We start from the raw sequence: 15,838 nt of genomic DNA on the forward strand, positions 1-15,838 counted from the left end.
CCGCTGCCTCTTGCGCTCGCGCAGGCCGGGGCCGCCCGTGTCGGTCGTCTCGGTCGCGGGGCCGGTGTCAGCCGGGGTGCCCGCCTCTTCGTCCGTCATGGCCATGGTGCGAGCCTACCGCATGTGTGATTCTGAGTAACAAATTTAACTCGGTTACATCTTTCGTTACCCTTGGCTGCATGACGCCAAGCGACGCAGCCCCCGGTACGGTCACCGAAGATCCCTTGGAAGCCGCCCTCGCCGCCGAGCGCCGGTACCACGACACCTGCCGCACCGCCCTCACCGGCATGGTCGACGGTGCGGAGGAGCAAGTCGTCAGAGGAGCGGACGTCTCCGCGTCCGGCGCCGACGCCGAAGTGCTCGGCTACCAGTTCCGCAGCCACGCCAAAGCGATGCGCGAACTCCCCGAAGCGCCCCTCTTCTTCGGCCGTCTCGACTTCGCCGCCGACGGTCCCGAAGCCGCCCAAGCCGGTGATCACCGCGGGCAGAGCTACCACATCGGCCGTCTCCGCATCACGGAACATCCCTCGGCCCCGCCCCTCGTCGTCGACTGGCGCGCCCCCGTGTCCCGCGCCTTCTACCAGGCCGGAGCCCGCGCCCCCCAAGGCGTCGCCGTCCGCCGCCGTTTCGGCTGGGCGCCCGGCAGCAAGGGTGAATCCGCCGACCTCACGGGCCTGGAGGACGAGCCGCTGGCCGGCAGTGCGACGAACACCCCGGCCGCACCCAGCACTCCGCCCGTGCACGGCAGCCGCATCCTCGCCGGAGAGATCGAGCGGCCCCGCGTCGGCCCCATGCGCGACATCGCCGCCACCATCCAGCCCGAGCAGGACGACCTCGTCCGCGGTGAACTCACCGCGTCCGTCTGCGTCCAGGGCGCCCCCGGCACCGGCAAGACCGCAGTCGGCCTGCACCGCGCCGCGTATCTGCTCTACACCCACCCCCAGCGCGTGCAGCGCGCCGGACTGCTCATCCTCGGCCCCAACCGCACCTTCCTGCGCTACATCGCCGAGGTGCTCCCCTCCCTCGGCGAGACCGGCGTGCGCCAGTCCACCGTCGCGGACGAGATCGCCAGGTCCGCCGCCCCCGTCCGGGCCCGGGACGGCGAGGCCGCGGCGCGCGTCAAGCACGACGCCCGGATGGCGGCCGTCCTGCGCCGCGCGCTCTACTCGCGCGTCGCGGCGCCCACCGACTCCATCGCGGTGCCGGACGGTTCGTACACCTGGCGGGTCGCGCTCGACGACCTGGAGCGGATCATCGCAGACGTACGCGCCGAGGAACCTCCGTACGCCGTCGGGCGCGAGCGCGTGCGCACCCGTGCCGTCCGGCACATCCAGGATCAGGCCGAGCGCCGCGCAGGCGCCGTGAACAACGTCTGGCTGCAGAAGATCTCCCGCGCCCGTTCCGTCTCGGCCTTCGTCGACGCTGCCTGGCCCAAGGTCAGGCCGGAGGAGGTGCTCGCCGCGCTGCTGGCCGACCCCGAAGCGCTCGCCGCCGCTGCCGTCGGCATCCTTGATGCCGACGAGCAGCGGGCGATCCGCTGGGGCAAGCCCCCGCGTTCGTACAAGTCGGCGAAGTGGTCCGCCGCCGATCTCGTGCTGCTCGACGAGGTCGCCGGGCTGCTCGAACGGCCCGAGGGGTACGGCCACATCGTCGTCGACGAGGCGCAGGACCTCTCCCCGATGGAGGCTCGCGTGATCGCCCGCCGCGCCGGTTTCGGCTCGCTCACCGTCCTCGGCGACCTCGCCCAGGGCACCACCCCGTGGGCCGCCCGCTGCTGGCCCGAACTCCTCGCCCACCTTGGCAAACCCGACGCCTCCGTCACTCCTCTCGCCGTCGGTTTCCGCGTGCCGAAGGCGGTCGTGGGGCTCGCCAACCGCGTCCTCGCCTCGCTCGACGTCGACGTACCGCCCGCCCGGTCCCTGCGTACGGACGGTGAGTTGAGGATCCGGGAGGTGCGGGACGTGGGTGTCGCCGCCGTCGACGCGGTGCGGGCCGCGCTCTCCCGTGAGGGTTCGGTCGGCGTCATCGCCGCCGACGCCGACACCGCCCGCCTGCGCGAGGCCCTCGCCGCGGCGGGCATCGACAGCGCCGGGCCGGACGACCTGGGCGCGCGGGTGACGGTGCTGCCCGCGTCCGTGGCGAAGGGCCTGGAGTACGACCATGTCGTGGCCGTCGAGCCCGCCGCCATCGCGGAGGCGGAGAGCCGCGGGCACCACCGCCTCTACGTGGTCCTGACCAGGGCGGTGTCCCGGCTCGACGTACTGCACAGCAGGCCGCTGCCCTGGGAGGCGTGAGGGTGCGGACGGGTAACATGCCGTTGCGGTTATATAGCCCGAGAGGTATGTTCGATGCATGCCCATACCGTTCGACGTCCTCGCCGAGCCGAGCCGACGGAAGATCCTCGATCTGCTCCTCGAGCGTCCCCATCTGGTCGGTGAGATCACCGAGCGGCTCGGTCTGAGCCAGCCCGGCACGTCCAAGCATCTGCGGGTCCTGCGCGACGCGGGGCTCGTGCGGGTGCGGCAGGACGCGCAGCGCCGGTGGTACGAGCTGCGGCCCGAGCCCCTCGCCGAGCTCGACGCGTGGCTCGCGCACTACCGGCACCTCTGGTCGGACCGGCTCGACGCCCTCGAACGGCACCTCGACGTCATGGACGGTGAGTCCTGATGAACGATGAACATGGACGGTGACTCCTCATGAACCCGCACTCCGACACCCTCACCCCCGGCGACGACGGCGGCCGGAACGTCCTGCGGATGGAGCGCCGCCTCGCGCACCCGCCCGCCAAGGTCTGGGCCGCGATCACGCAGCCCGCACACCTCGCCCAGTGGTTCCCCTCCGAGGTGACCCTCGAGCTGCGGCCCGGCGGCGCGATGGGCTTCCACTTCCCCGGCGACGAGGGCCCCGGCATGACCGGCGAGGTCACCGACGCCGACGAGCCACGCCTCTTCGCCTTCAGCTGGGGCGACGACCACCTGCGCTGGGAGATCGCCCCGGACGGCCCCGACGGCCGGGGCTCGCTCCTGACCCTCGTCCACACCTTCGGCGACCGCTTCGGCGCCCCGAGCTTCGCCGCGGGCTGGCAGCTGTGCATCTCGGCTCTCGGCCAGTTCCTGGACGGCGGGCAGGCCGAGGTGAGCCGGGACGCGGGGGAACTGCACGAGGCGTATCTGGAGCAGTTCGACCTGGGGCACGGGGCGGTGACCGGCGACGGCATCCGTTTCGAGCGTCAGCTGGTGCGGTCGGCGGACGCGGTGTGGGCCGAACTCTGCTCGGGCGAGGAGCCGTTGGAGGGCGACACGGCACCCGACGGGTTCCTTGCGGACGGCGTGTCCGCGGGTCCCGTCACCGCGCTGCGGGCACCGGTGTCGCTCACGTACGCCGTGCATCCCAAGGGTGAGGTGCGCTGGGAGCTCGGCGAGGGCACGGGCTACGGCACCCGGCTCGTCCTGACGCAGACCGGGCCCTTCGGCGGCGCGGCGGCCACGGACGAGGCGCTCGCCGCCTGGCACGCCCGCATCGAGCGGCTCGCGGGACGGCTCCTGGAGGGCTGACGGGTCAGCCAGGACTAGTCGTCCAGTACCGCCTCCATCACCGCCTTCGCGATCGGCGCCCCCAGCTTCCCGCCCGCGATCTCCTCGCGCGGGATGTTCATGTCCTTCGGGTCGACGAACACCGCGACCGCGACCGGCGACGAGCCGTCCTCGTTCTTGGCGTAGGAGACGAACCAGGCGTACGGACGCTCGTCGTTGACGTCCGAGCCGTGCTGGGCGGTGCCGGTCTTGCCGCCGACCGTGACGCCGTCGATCTGCGCCTTGTTCGCCGTGCCCTCCTCGACGGTGTGCTCCATCATTTCCTGCACCTTGCCCGCGGTGTCCTCGGAGACGGCCTGCTCGAGGACCTCCGGGCTGCCCTTCTCGATCGTCGAGAGGTCGGGGCCGCGCAGCTCCTCGACCATGTACGGCTTCATCAGCTTGCCGTCGTTGGCGAGTCCCGCGGCGACCATCGCCATCTGCAGCGGCGTACTGGTCAGGCTGCCCTGGCCCATGCCGGTCAGCGCGGTCTGCGGCTTGTCGAGGCCGTCCGGGTAGCTGCTCGCGGACGAGCGGACGGGGATGAACTGCTGCTTGTTGAAGCCGAACTTCTCCGCCGTCTCGCGCATGTCGTCCTCGCCGACCTTGAGCGCGGTGTCGAGGAAGACGTTGTTGCAGGACCACTGCATGCCGACCTTCAGCGAGGCCTTGTCGCAGGGGGCGCCGGTCACGTCGTTGCCGATCGTCGTCGAGCTGAGCGGCAGCTTGTAGGGGGCCTTGGCGCCGGTGGGCTCGTCGATGTCGTCGATCACGCCGTGCTCCAGGGCGGCCGCCGCGGTGAGGATCTTGAAGGTGGATCCGGGCGGGTAGATCTCGCGCAGCGCGCGGTTGGAGAGCGGCTTGTCCTTGTTCTTGCTGAGCCGCGTGAACTCCTTGCCCTCCTTCTGCGAGATCCCCGCGAAGACGGAGGGGTCGTACGAGGGGGTGCTCGCCATCGCGAGGACCTTCCCGGAGCGCGGGTCGAGCGCGACGACCGCGCCCCGGGCGTTCAGGTCCACGAGACCCTTGTAGGCGGCCTGTTGGGCCTTGGGGTCGATGGTCGTGATGACGTCGCCGCCCTGGCGCTTCTCACCGGTCAGCATGTCCAGGGTGCGGCGGATGAAGAGGCGGTCGTCGTCGCCGCTGAGCACGTCGTTCTCGACGCCTTCCAGGAAGGTCGCTCCCTGGGCCTGCGAGAAGTAGCCGGTGATCGGCGCGTACATGGGGCCGTTCTTGAAGACCCGCTGGTACTTGAAGTCGGTGCCGCTGACTTCCTTCGAGCCGGTGATCGGCTTGCCGCCGACGATGATGTCGCCACGGGGGTGCGAGAAGGCCTCGATCTGCACGCGCCGGTTCTTGTCGTGCTTGGCCAGCGACTCGCCCTCGGCGAACTGCACCCAGGTCGCGCGCAGGAGCAGGGCGAGCGTGAGCACCCCGCAGAAGACGGCTATGTGGCGCAGCGGCCTGTTCATACGGTCCCCCCAAGACCCGTGACACCAGGACAGGATGAGGCTTCATCATGCACACGGATGTACGGGTCTTACCCGGGTTGTTGCCGAATGGTCACACGCGAGTTCCGTCGCCCTGCCGTTGTCCGCGAAGCACCTCGATCACGCTCGCGTAGCTGTCGGAGCCGTGCCCGGCCGCGCTCGCGCGCTCCATGGTGGCCTTCAGGAGCTCCGGCAGCGCGTTGTCGATGCCGCGGTCGGCCGCCGCGTGGATGAGGTGGCCGACCGTCGCGATCTGTACGTCGACGGTGGCGTCGTCGCCCGGATAGTGGCCCGCGTCCACCTGAGGGGCGTACGTGGCGAGGAATCCGGCGACCGCGTGGGTCATCCAGCGGATGGCGACGGGCGTGAAGTCGGCGGCCTTGGTCGCGTCCGCGCCGACCAGGGCCGTTCCGTGCAGCCAGCCGGTGAACGTCGACCACATCAGGCCGAGCAGGGCCACGTCGTAGAGCGAGGCCCGGCCCGGCTCCTGGCCCAGGTAGAGCGGGTCGCCGAGCACGGCGAGCGCCGCACGGTGCTCCTCGAACACCTCGGCCGAGCCGCTGTAGAGGAACATCATCTCCGGGGTCCCGACGCCCGGCGGCGTGGTCATGATCGCCCCGTCGAGATAGCCGAGCCCCAGCGGTGCGGCCCACGCCGCCGCCTCGTCGGCCTGCTCCGGTGAGCCGGAGGTGACGTTGACCAGGGCCTTGCCGGAGAGGGATCCGGCGAGGGATTCGGCGACGGGGTCCAGGACGGTGTGCAGGGCGTCGTGGTCGAGGACGCAGACGAGGATCAACGGGCTTGCCGCGACGGCCTCTTCGGGGGTCGCGGCGAGGTGTGCGCCCCGGTCGACGAGGGGCTTGGCCTTGGCCGCGGAACGGTTCCAGACGGTGGTGGGGTGGCCGTTCTCCAGGAGGGTGGCGGCGAGGGCGGAGCCCATGTTGCCGAGGCCGATGACGGTGACGGGGGTCTTCCCCGCGGTGACGGTGTTCTCTGTGCTCATGCGGACCACGCTCGCAGCGGGCGGCCTCGCAGGACAGTGACAGGGATGACGGCGCCCACCAAATTCCTGCCACGTCCCGCCGTGCCGCGCGGCGGCCTAGTCTCACCGTATGAGCGCTGGTTCCGTCGCCCTGGTCGTGACCGATGAGATAGCGATCCCGTCGTGGGATCTGTACGAACTGAGCATCCCCTGCACGGTGTTCGGGAAGCCGCAGCCGGACCTGTCGGACCACTGGTACGACTTCCGGCTGTGCAGCGCGTACGAGGGCGAGGGCTCGGGCTCGGGAGCGTCCGACTTCGGCCTCTCGGTGCGCACGCCGTACGGCCTGGACGGCATCGTCGGGGCGGACACGGTCATCGTCACGTCCGTGCCGGACGCCTGTGTGGAGGAGGGCCGCCCGCTGCCGGACGGTCTGGCCTCGACGCTGCGTCGCGCGTACGACGCGGGCGCCCGCATGGTCTCCCTGTGCACCGGCGCCTTCGCGCTCGCCGAGGCGGGACTGCTCGACGGCCGCAGGGCCACCGCGCACTGGATGCACACCGCCCAGCTCGCTGCCCGCTACCCGAAGGTGGAGGTCGACGACTCCGTGCTCTACGTGGACGACGGCGACGTCCTGACCAGCGCGGGCGTGAGCGCGGGCCTCGACCTGTGCCTGCATCTGGTCCGCCGCGACCTGGGCGCGCACGTCGCCAACCAGCTGGCCCGCCGCATGGTCGTACCCGCTCACCGCCCAGGGGGCCAGGCCCAGTTCATCGATCTCTCCGTCCCGCCGACGGACGACGAGGGCCTCGGCCCCGTACTCGACTGGGCGCGGGCCCGCCTCGACCGCCCCCTGACGGTCGATGACCTGGCGCGCCGCGCGGCGATGAGCCCGCGCACGCTCTACCGCCGCCTCCAGGCGGCCACCGGCACGACCCCGCTCCAGTGGCTGCTCAACCAGCGCCTGGCCCGCGCGCAGAGCCTCCTTGAGTCGACGGCCGCCCCGATCGACAAGGTCGCCGAGCTGAGCGGCCTCGGCACGGCGAACAACCTCCGGCACCACTTCCTCAAGCAGGTGGGGGTGTCACCGGGGGACTACCGGCGGGCGTTCGGTGCCGGTGCTGGTGTCGACACCGGTGTCAGTCCTGGGGTGTAGGACCAGCGCCCCATGCGCGGTGCGAGGACGCTCACTAGGGTCGGCGATCATGCAGAACTCGGAGATCGTTCGACGCGAAGGCCCGCAGCGCAGGCGCGAGACGCTGGAACGCCTCGACCGGGAGCGGGACATCTGGCTGTCGACGTCCCACCCGCAGCACGGCCCGCACCAGGTGCCCCTGTGGTTCTGGTGGGACGGCCTGGCGCTGTGGATGTGCACCGGCGCGAACTCCGCGACGGCCCGCAACGCGCGCCAGGAGCCACGCGTACGCCTCGCGCTGCCGGACACCGCCGACGTGGTGCTCGTGCAGGGCGAGGCGGAGTGCTTCTTGGCCCGTGACGTCCCGCAGGACGCCGCGGACGGGTTCGCGGGCAAGTTCGGCTGGGACCCGCGCAAGGAGGAGGGCCCCTTCCTGTACCTGCGCGTGACGCCGGGAACGGTGCGCGCCTGGCGCGGCGAGCACGAGCTGACCGGCAGGGTCCTCATGCGGGACGGGGCATGGGTGGCGTAGCCCCGCCGAAGCCTGTTCGTACCCCTGCCGCTACTTCTTGCTCGGCTGGTTGATCCGCAGCATGTTCCCCGCCGGGTCGCGGAAGGCGCAGTCGCGGACGCCGTACGGCTGGTCCATCGGCTCCTGGAGCACCTCGCCGCCCGCGGCACGGACCTGCTCGAACGTGGCGTCCACGTCGTCGGTCCGGAAGATGACGCCGCGCAGCAGGCCCTTGGCCATCAGCTCGGCCACGGCCTGCCGGTCGGCGTCGGTGGCGTTCGGGTCCGCGAGCGGCGGCTCGATGACGATCTCGACGTCCGGCTGCGACGGCGAACCGAGCGTCACCCAGCGCATCCCCTCGAAGCCGACGTCATTGCGTACTTCGAGGCCCAGCGCGTCACGGTAGAAGGCGAGCGCCTTGTCGTGGTCGTCGACGGCGATGAAACACTGTGCGAGGTTGATTTCCATGCGTTTCACGCTACGGAGTGGCCGGGGGTTTCGCTTCTCCGTTCCTGACCGGACGGGTGCGGATCTTGGCGATGCAGGCCGGGATGGCGGCGCTGTCGCCGTGGTCGCGGGCCCGGTAGGCGCTGGGGCTCTCGCCGACCAGCTCGGTGAACCGTGAGCTGAACGATCCGAGCGAGGTACAGCCCACCGCCATGCAGACCTCCGTCACCGAGAGGTCGCCGCGCCGCAGCAGCGCCTTGGCCCGCTCGATCCGGCGGGTCATGAGATAGCTGTACGGCGTCTCGTCGTAGGCGGCGCGGAAGCTGCGCGAGAAGTGCCCGGGCGACATCAGGGCAGCCCGTGCCAGGGCCGGGACGTCCAGGGGCTCCGCGTAGTCGCGGTCCATGCGGTCACGGGCCTGGCGCAGCCGGACGAGGTCGGAGAGAGACACAGACACACCAGCTACGTTACCGACCGCCGGCGAACGGGGGACGCCGGTCGGGCTACCGCCACACCAGTGCGGCGACGCGGCGGAAGTTGCCGCCCAGAATCGCGGCCACGGCGTCGTGGGGGTACCCCCGTGCGAGAAGCGCGTCTTCGACGGTCAGCAGCCCTTCCGGCGGCATGAAGTCGATCGGCCCCCAGCCGGTGTAGCAGGCGGGGAACAGCTCCGGGTTCTGTGTGAGCATCGCGTTGAAGTCCTCGTGGTCGAACGGGTAGTCGCTCGAGACTCCGACGTGTTCCGGTCCGACGAGGTCGACGGCGTGGTCGATGTGCCGCACGAACGCGTCGATGCCGGCGTCGTTGGGGCCGAGGAAGATCCCGACACCGGTGATGCCGATGACTCCACCCGTGGCGGCACACTCCTTGGCCTGCTCGTCGGTGATGTTGCGGGGGTGGTCCCACACCGAGCGCATGCACGAGTGGCTGTAGATCACCGGCTGCTCGGAGACCTCGCACAGGTCGAGGCCGGTACGGGCGCCGCAGTGCGATCCGTCCGCCACCATGCCGACCGCGTTCATCTCCCGCACGAGTGCCCGGCCGTAGGCGGTGAGCCCCTCGTCGACCTCGTCCAGGCAACCGCCGCCCGCGGCGTTCCGGTTGTTGTAGCTGGGCAGCATCGTGCGGACGCCGAGGTCGTAGAAGTGACGTACCCGGTCCAACTGCCCCTCCAGCGGACCGGAATCCTCCAGGTCGAAGGCGACCGCGACCTCATCCGCACGCCCGGCGGCCTCGACGGCATCGATGCTCGTGGCCAGGCGCAGACGGGCGTCCGCGGCGATCCGCGCCCGCCAGGCGGCGGCCAGCCCTGTGACGTCGTAAGCGCTGTGCGGCGCATAGCCCACGTTCACCGAGACGAAGCTGCCGCCCGGCCGGCTGTAGCGGGCCAGTTCGCCCACGTCCGCGTGCCGCTCCAACGGCAGACAGCAGTGCTGCTCCCACAGCAGGGGCGGGCGGCGCGGTCCTGAGGATTCATTCGGCACGGTACGCATCATGCCGACTGCCTTGGCGCGAGCCCCAGTTGAGATACCGGCCGAAGGCGTCGTGACTGTCCGGGGTGAAGCGCCACTCCAGCAGGGCCGACCGCAGCTCCGGCTCGGTCAGCCAGCCGTGCCAGGCGACCTCATCGGGGTCGGCGACCACGGCATCGGGCACCACGGCTTCGTGCACGCCGAGCCAGTGAGGGCTCAGACCGCCGCGGCTGAGGAACGTGAACAGCAGGCGCGGCAGCACACGAACGCCCAGCTCTTCGGCCAGCTCCCGCGCGGCGGCCTGTTCATAGGACTCACCGACAGCCACGGCGCCACCGACCGTGACCTCGTAGAGCCCGGGGAAGCGCGCCAGGTGCTCCGACCGCCGGTGAACGAGGATCCGCCCCCGCCCATCACGGCACAGCGTCACGGCGACCCGGTGCAGCCAGCCCTCCCGGACGGCCTGCCGGCGGCTGACCACCGCCCCCAGCACACGATCGTGCTCGTCGACACGCTCCACCAGTTCATCAACGCCTTCATCAACGCCTTCATCCACGCCGCACACCCTGACAGGGCCCACTGACAGCGCTGCCTCCCTCAGGCAGTGGCGTCCAGTGGCGTAGCGCACTTTTGCAAGCAGGTGCTTGCAATAGTTAGCAAGGGGCGTGCAGTATCGGGGCATGGCATCACTCAACGTCGGCAATCTCGGTGAGTATCTGCGTGAGCAGCGGCGCAACGCGCAGCTCTCGCTCAGGCAGCTCGCCGACGCCGCCGGGGTGTCCAATCCGTATCTGAGCCAGATCGAGCGCGGCCTGCGCAAGCCGAGCGCCGAAGTGCTGCAACAGGTGGCCAAGGCGCTGCGGATCTCCGCCGAGACGCTGTATGTCCGGGCCGGGATCCTCGACGAGAAGGAGCGGGACGAGCTGGAGACGCGCGCCGTCATCCTCGCCGACCCCTCCATCAACGAGCGGCAGAAGCAGGTCCTGTTGCAGATCTACGAGTCGTTCAGAAAAGAGAACGGCTTCGAGGTCTCGGGGTACGCGGATGACGCGTCGTACGCCGACGAGGCTTCGTACGCGGACGACGTGGATGCCACCGCTGACGGCCCCCGCACGGCCGACGGCAGTGATGCCGACCCCAAGGACCATCCCTCAAACTGAACGCGAATCCGGGAGGACCATCGCCATGGCCATCAAGGACGACCTGCGCAACACCCTCACCGACACCACCCCCGCCTACTTCGTCGTCGGCACCGCCGACCTGGCGTTCCAGCAGGCGAAGAAGGTGCCGGGCGCCATCGAGCAGCTGATCGCCGAGGCGCCCGCCCGTATCGACGCCGTGCGCAACACCGACACCAAGGCCGTCCAGGACAAGGCCGTCGCCCGCGCCAAGGAGGCGCAGGAGACCCTTCAGGCCAGGGTCGCCGAGCTGCTCGGCACGCTCGACACGGACCTGAAGAAGCTGGGCGAGAGCGCTCAGGGCCTCGCCCTCAGCTCGGTCGGCGTCGCCGCCGAGTACGCCGTGAAGGCGCGCGAGAAGTACGAAGAGGTCGCCGAGCACGGCGAGCAGGCCGTGAAGACCTGGCGCGGCGAGGCCGCCGAGGAGATCACCGAGCTGGCCGTGGCCGTCGAGCCGGACGCCGACGAGAAGCCGGCGTCGGCCGACGCGGGGACGTCCGCGTCCTCCGAGCCGAAGGCCGCGGCCTCGGCGAAGAAGCCCGCCGCCAAGAAGGCCCCGGCCGCCCGCAAGCCCGCGGCGAAGAAGACCACGCCGCCCGCCAAGTAACCGGTGAGAAGGGGACGGGCACTCCAGAAGTGCCCGGCCCGTTCTCCGGGTAGCGGGTACGGTGTCCGCGTAATCAAGAGCCGAGACTGGTGGTGGACGTTGTGCTGATGCAGGGGTTCGCGAACTTCATGTGGCTGCTGTCGTTGGCGCTGATCGTCTTCAGCGGCTTCGCGCTGGTCGACGCGGCCATCCGGCGTGAGGACGCCTATCGCGCGGCGGACAAGAAGACCAAGCCGTTCTGGCTGATCATCCTCGCGCTCGCCTTCATCGTGAACCTGATCTTCAACATCCTGTCGTTCCTGCCGATCATCGGGCTCATCGCGACCATCGTCTACATGGTCGACGTGCGCCCCGCGCTGCGGCAGATCACCGGCGGGGGCGGCGGACGCCGCGGCGGCGGCTCAAGCAGCGACGGTCCTTACGGGCCGTACAACGGCGGTCGCTAGAAGTCTGGCGCGGTGCCGGGCCCCGTGAGGGGCGCGGGGAACTGCGCGACCAGCCCCCACCGGCCCGCAGGTTCACGACTGCACTTCCTGCGGAGCGCTCAGCGGTCCCGGTCCCGGTCGAGCAGCAGCACGGCCACGTCATCGGTCAGGTCGCCGCCGTTCAGCTCGCGCACCTCGTTCACCGCGGCCTCAAGCAGCTCGTCGCCGCGCAGGCCCGCGGCGATCTGGCGGCGCACCATCTCGACCATGCCCTCCTGCCCCAGGCGTTGGTTGCCCTCGCCGATGCGGCCCTCGATCAGGCCGTCCGTGTAGAGCATCAGGCTCCACTTGCCGCCGAGCTCCACCTGGCGGCGCGGCCAGCGTGCGTTCGGCAGGAGTCCGAGCGCGGGGCCGTTGTTCTCGTACGGAAGCAGCTCGGCGAGGCGGCCGTCGCGGGCGATCAGCGGGGACGGGTGTCCCGCCAGGCAGAGCCCGGCCCTGCGGCCGTCCGGGGCGATGTCGACCGTGCAGAGCGTCGCGAAGATCTCGTCGTCGGCGCGCTCGTGCTCCAGGACCTTCTGCAGCGTGCCGAGCAGCTCGTCGCCGCACAGGCCCGCGAAGGTCAGCGTCCGCCAGGCGATGCGCAGCTCGACGCCGAGCGCGGCCTCGTCGGGCCCGTGGCCGCAGACATCGCCGATCATGACGTGCACGGAGCCGTCGGGGGTGCGCACCGTGTCGTAGAAGTCGCCGCCGAGCAGCGCCCGCGAACGTCCCGGGCGGTAGCGCGCGGCGAACCGCAGCGGTGAGCCGTCGAGCAGCGGCGTCGGCAGCAGGCCGCGCTCCAGACGGGCGTTCTCCTGGGCCCGAAGGCGCGACTCCGTCAGCTGGCGCTGGGCGGCGTCCGCGCGCTTGCGCTCCACGGCGTACCGGATGGCGCGGCTGAGGAGGCGCCCGTCCAGCTCGTCACGGAAGAGATAGTCCTGGGCGCCGACCCGCACGGCCTCCGCGCCGCCCTCGGTGTCGCCGCTCGCGGTGAGCGCGAGGACGGCGTGCCGGGGCGCGAGGCGCAGGACGTGCTTGAGCGTGGCCAGCTCGTCCTCGTCGTCCTCCGGGGTGGTGGGGCCCGCCAGGGCCAGGTCGAGCAGGATGCAGTGCACGTCGTCGGTGAGCAGCCGCTCGGCCTCGGTGAGGTTGCGGGCGGTGCGGACCCTGATGGGCTTTCCGGCGGAGTCCAGCATCTGGGGAACGCTGAGGGAGCCCACCGGGTCGTCCTCGATCACCAGGAGGCTGAGGCCGGTGCTGCTCGCCTGCTGGTCGATGTCCGTGGACGTGGGCATGGGACCCACGGCTGTGGGTCCGGCTGTGGGCACCGGCGCAGGGGCCGGCGTCGGCAGAGTGTCAGCCTGACCGCTTTCCACGGCCGGGATCGCTCTCTGCCGCGGTATGGGTACGGGCATCGCTTTGGTTTCCTTCCCTCCCCCCGAGGGCACGGTGGATCGACGGTCGAACGCTCCACCGACGGGGACCATAGCGTTAGCCGCGCCCCGATTGGAATGGCGCACAGAAAACAGCCACCGTCATATGCCGCATCAAGGACCGCAATTGGGCACGACAGGCCCTGACCGGGATGACGAACATCACGCCTGAAGGGTTGAGAGGCGCCCGAAGGGCGGGAACGAGGTGCGGTGGGTCACATGACGTACGGCACAGACCGGCCGTTCACCTGACACACCGCCCCCGGAGCAGGCACTTGCCGGGCGTGACGCCTGCTTTTCGGGGGCGGCGGCTGCTTCTCGGAGGGGGCGACGGCTACTTGTCGGGCCGCACGACCCCGAGAATCCGCATCGACCCCGCGCCCGCGACGGTGACATCGCGGCCAGGGCGCGGCGCGTGCACGATCGCGCCGTCGCCCACGTACATCCCGACATGGCTGGCGTCCGCGTGATAAATGATCAGGTCGCCGGGGCGCATGTTCTTGATGTCGATGTGCGGGAGCTGCTTCCACTGCTCCTGTGACGTACGCGGAATTCCCTTGCCCGCGGCGGCCCAGGCCTTGGACGTGAGGCCGGAGCAGTCATACGAGGACGGGCCCTCGGCGCCCCAGACGTACGGCTTGCCGATCTGCGCGGTGGCGAACTCGACGGCCTTCTTTCCCGGCCCGGTCGCCTTGCTCTTGATGTCCTTCAGGACACCCGAACTCACCCACGCCGACTGCTTCTTGAGCTGGGCCTCCTCCTCGAGCTTCCGGAGCCGCTCCAGCTCCTTCTTCTCGAGCTTGGACTCCATCTGCTCGGCGTCCGCGATCTTCTTCTTGATCTTCTTCTTCGACTCGGCCTTCGCCTTGCGGTTGGCCTCGAGCTTCTTCCACTGGGCCGTGGCGTCCTTGGCGTAGATCCGCAGGTCTTCCTGCGTCCGCTCCATGTCGGTCAGCATGCCCTTGGTGGCCTTGTGGCCCTGCCGCATGCGCCCGGCGCTGTCCAGGAACTCCTGGGGGTCGTCGCTCAGCATCAACCGGGCCTCGGAGGACACCCCGCCGCTGCGGTACTGCTCGCGGGCGGCGGCGCCCGCGCGGGACTTGAGCTTCTCCAGCTTCTGCTGGCCCTTGGTGATGGAGCGGGCGAGCTTCACGATCTGCTTGGACTGCTTCTCGCTCTTCTCCTCCGCCGCGTTGTACGCGTCCGTGGCGACGCCCGCGTCGTGGTAGAGCTTCTCGATCTCCTTGCGCAGGTCCTCAAGGGACTTGGTGTTGCCGGGCGTTGGCTTCGCCGGACTCGCGTGGGCCGCGCCCGGTGCGCCAAGGACCGCTGCCGCGCAGACCAGCGCCAGGCCAGCCACTGTCGAACTCCGCTTGCCGGTCACGTCCGCCTCCCCCAAAGCTGATTTACCGTCAGTAACTTCCGGTTGGTCCGGGGATGGTGCCACGTCAGCGCGCAATTCGACAGAGCGCGCAGGCAACTCCCCACCCCAACCGCCCCATGTGACGAACGGCACGCGGAGATCGTTCCCTCCGCGGCGCGCCGCACGCGGAGTTCACCCGCCGTCGCCTCGTGAGTTCACCCGCAGGCACCCCGCGCGTTCACCCCTGAGGCGCCTGCCGCTACGCCTGACGCGCCTGACGCGGCGCCAATGCCTCCCACCGCACGGTCACTTCGCCCTGCCGCCACCGCGCTGGACGGTCCGCCACCGGCCAGTCGGCGGCCAGGTCCCGCACCGTTCTGATCCACCGCTGCCGGGCGCCGTACGAGGCGTAGGGCGCGGCGGCGGCCCAGGCGCGGTCGAAGTCGCGCAGGAACGCGTGTACGGGCTCGCCCGGAACGTTCCGGTGGATCAGTGCCTTGGGCAGGCGCTCGGCCAGGTCGGAAGGGCGGTCGAGCGATCCGAGCCGGGTCGCGAAGGTCACCGTGCGCGGGCCCTCGGGTCCGAGCGCGACCCAGACGTGCCGCCGCCCGATCTCGTCGCACGTCCCCTCGACGAGCAGCCCGCCGGGCGCGAGCCGCCCGCGGAGTCGCTCCCACACGGCGGCGACCTGCTCCTCGTCGTACTGCCTGAGCACGTTCGCGGCCCGGATCAGGGTGGGCCTGCCCGGCAGCGGGACCTCGAAGCCGCCGTGCCGGAAGGAGAGCCCTTCCCTCTCGTACGGCTTCGCGGCCGCGACCCGCGCCGGATCGATCTCGACGCCGACCACGCGCGCGTGCGGTGCGGCGGTCCTGAGCCGGACGAGCAGCTCGACGGCGGTCCAGGGGGCGGCTCCGTAGCCGAGGTCGACGGCGACGGGGTCGGTGGAGCGGCGCAGCTCGGCGCCGTGCGCGGCGGCGATCCAGCGGTCCATGCGGCGCAGGCGGTTGGGGTTGGTGGTCCCGCGCGTCACCGTTCCCACGGGGCGGGAAGGGGTGCGGGAGGCCATGGGGGAAAGGGTATGCGCCGGGGACGCGTGGGTACGCGTCGATCTTCGCGCGGTCATCGGTTGAGCCGCGTCCAGTAATCATTTGGCAAAGAGGAAATGGAGTCGCGCCTTCCGA

Annotated in this window: 17 protein-coding genes; 8 read left to right on the plus strand and 9 right to left on the minus strand. The window is 70.7% G+C overall.

Translation table 11 applies throughout. The features are described 5' to 3' along the window. Positions 1 to 179: 179 nt before the first annotated feature. The 3 genes from ABZ833_RS21265 to ABZ833_RS21275 are packed head-to-tail and all read left to right on the plus strand — an operon-like array spanning position 180 to position 3,554. Positions 180 to 2,294 carry an AAA family ATPase gene (locus ABZ833_RS21265; RefSeq protein ID WP_361048892.1) on the plus strand — a complete coding sequence of 705 codons (2,115 nt, stop codon included), beginning with the start codon at positions 180 to 182 and terminating at the stop codon, positions 2,292 to 2,294. Positions 2,295 to 2,352: 58 nt separating this feature from the next. Further along, entirely contained in the window at positions 2,353 to 2,667 is a 315-nt protein-coding gene (locus tag ABZ833_RS21270; RefSeq protein ID WP_361048894.1) for a metalloregulator ArsR/SmtB family transcription factor, read from the plus strand. 29 nt (positions 2,668 to 2,696) lie between these two features. Then, the gene (locus ABZ833_RS21275; RefSeq protein ID WP_361048896.1) at positions 2,697 to 3,554 is read left to right on the plus strand and encodes an SRPBCC family protein; all 858 of its coding nucleotides are present in this window, start codon (positions 2,697 to 2,699) and stop codon (positions 3,552 to 3,554) included. 14 nt (positions 3,555 to 3,568) lie between these two features. Here the strand turns inward: ABZ833_RS21275 and ABZ833_RS21280 are convergent, their stop codons facing one another. Together ABZ833_RS21280 and ABZ833_RS21285 are read right to left on the minus strand one after the other, a co-directional pair. Beyond that, positions 3,569 to 5,044 (minus strand): penicillin-binding protein 2, encoded by a 1,476-nt coding sequence (locus tag ABZ833_RS21280; RefSeq protein WP_361048898.1) that lies wholly within the window; start codon positions 5,042 to 5,044, stop codon positions 3,569 to 3,571. A gap of 91 nt (positions 5,045 to 5,135) precedes the next feature. Beyond that, positions 5,136 to 6,065 carry an NAD(P)-binding domain-containing protein gene (locus ABZ833_RS21285; RefSeq protein ID WP_361048900.1) on the minus strand — a complete coding sequence of 310 codons (930 nt, stop codon included), beginning with the start codon at positions 6,063 to 6,065 and terminating at the stop codon, positions 5,136 to 5,138. Positions 6,066 to 6,174: 109 nt separating this feature from the next. Between ABZ833_RS21285 and ABZ833_RS21290 the strand changes: the two genes are divergently transcribed. Together ABZ833_RS21290 and ABZ833_RS21295 are read left to right on the plus strand one after the other, a co-directional pair. Next, positions 6,175 to 7,200, plus strand: coding sequence for a helix-turn-helix domain-containing protein (locus tag ABZ833_RS21290; RefSeq protein ID WP_361048902.1), 1,026 nt, complete (start codon positions 6,175 to 6,177; stop codon positions 7,198 to 7,200). 49 nt (positions 7,201 to 7,249) lie between these two features. Beyond that, a complete protein-coding gene (locus ABZ833_RS21295; RefSeq protein ID WP_361048904.1) occupies positions 7,250 to 7,711 on the plus strand; it encodes a pyridoxamine 5'-phosphate oxidase family protein in 462 nt (153 codons plus the stop codon). Between the two features lie 30 nt (positions 7,712 to 7,741). Here the strand turns inward: ABZ833_RS21295 and ABZ833_RS21300 are convergent, their stop codons facing one another. From ABZ833_RS21300 to ABZ833_RS21315, 4 genes are read right to left on the minus strand one after another with little or no spacing between them, the layout of a single operon-like run. Next, positions 7,742 to 8,158, minus strand: coding sequence for a VOC family protein (locus ABZ833_RS21300; protein WP_249589144.1), 417 nt, complete (start codon positions 8,156 to 8,158; stop codon positions 7,742 to 7,744). 10 nt (positions 8,159 to 8,168) lie between these two features. Then, complete coding sequence (locus ABZ833_RS21305) at positions 8,169 to 8,588, minus strand: helix-turn-helix transcriptional regulator (protein WP_249592943.1); 420 nt, start codon at positions 8,586 to 8,588, stop codon at positions 8,169 to 8,171. Between the two features lie 52 nt (positions 8,589 to 8,640). Next, positions 8,641 to 9,630, minus strand: a complete 990-nt coding sequence (locus ABZ833_RS21310) for a membrane dipeptidase (protein WP_361049642.1) — start codon at positions 9,628 to 9,630, stop codon at positions 8,641 to 8,643. Beyond that, on the minus strand, positions 9,611 to 10,165 hold the full coding sequence (locus ABZ833_RS21315) for an NUDIX domain-containing protein (protein ID WP_361048906.1): 555 nt from the start codon (positions 10,163 to 10,165) through the stop codon (positions 9,611 to 9,613). The genes ABZ833_RS21310 and ABZ833_RS21315 overlap by 20 nt, the downstream gene beginning before the upstream one ends. 124 nt (positions 10,166 to 10,289) lie before the next feature. Between ABZ833_RS21315 and ABZ833_RS21320 the strand changes: the two genes are divergently transcribed. From ABZ833_RS21320 to ABZ833_RS21330, 3 genes are all read left to right on the plus strand, one after another. After that, positions 10,290 to 10,769 (plus strand): helix-turn-helix transcriptional regulator, encoded by a 480-nt coding sequence (locus tag ABZ833_RS21320; RefSeq protein WP_361048908.1) that lies wholly within the window; start codon positions 10,290 to 10,292, stop codon positions 10,767 to 10,769. A gap of 25 nt (positions 10,770 to 10,794) precedes the next feature. Beyond that, positions 10,795 to 11,394, plus strand: coding sequence for a hypothetical protein (locus tag ABZ833_RS21325; protein ID WP_361048910.1), 600 nt, complete (start codon positions 10,795 to 10,797; stop codon positions 11,392 to 11,394). Positions 11,395 to 11,483: 89 nt separating this feature from the next. Continuing rightward, entirely contained in the window at positions 11,484 to 11,840 is a 357-nt protein-coding gene (locus ABZ833_RS21330; RefSeq protein ID WP_361048912.1) for a DUF2516 family protein, read from the plus strand. A gap of 98 nt (positions 11,841 to 11,938) precedes the next feature. Here the strand turns inward: ABZ833_RS21330 and ABZ833_RS21335 are convergent, their stop codons facing one another. The 3 genes from ABZ833_RS21335 to ABZ833_RS21345 form a co-directional block, all read right to left on the minus strand. Beyond that, complete coding sequence (locus tag ABZ833_RS21335; RefSeq protein ID WP_361048914.1) at positions 11,939 to 13,276, minus strand: SpoIIE family protein phosphatase; 1,338 nt, start codon at positions 13,274 to 13,276, stop codon at positions 11,939 to 11,941. Between the two features lie 352 nt (positions 13,277 to 13,628). Further along, positions 13,629 to 14,678, minus strand: a complete 1,050-nt coding sequence (locus ABZ833_RS21340) for an NlpC/P60 family protein (RefSeq protein WP_361048916.1) — start codon at positions 14,676 to 14,678, stop codon at positions 13,629 to 13,631. Between the two features lie 238 nt (positions 14,679 to 14,916). Continuing rightward, positions 14,917 to 15,723: a class I SAM-dependent methyltransferase gene (locus ABZ833_RS21345; RefSeq protein ID WP_361048918.1), complete on the minus strand. Its 807-nt coding sequence runs from the start codon at positions 15,721 to 15,723 to the stop codon at positions 14,917 to 14,919. Between the last annotated feature and the right edge of the window lie 115 nt (positions 15,724 to 15,838).

The sequence above is a fragment of the Streptomyces sp. NPDC047525 genome, from assembly GCF_040643025.1.
GTDB lineage: Bacteria > Actinomycetota > Actinomycetes > Streptomycetales > Streptomycetaceae > Streptomyces > Streptomyces durmitorensis.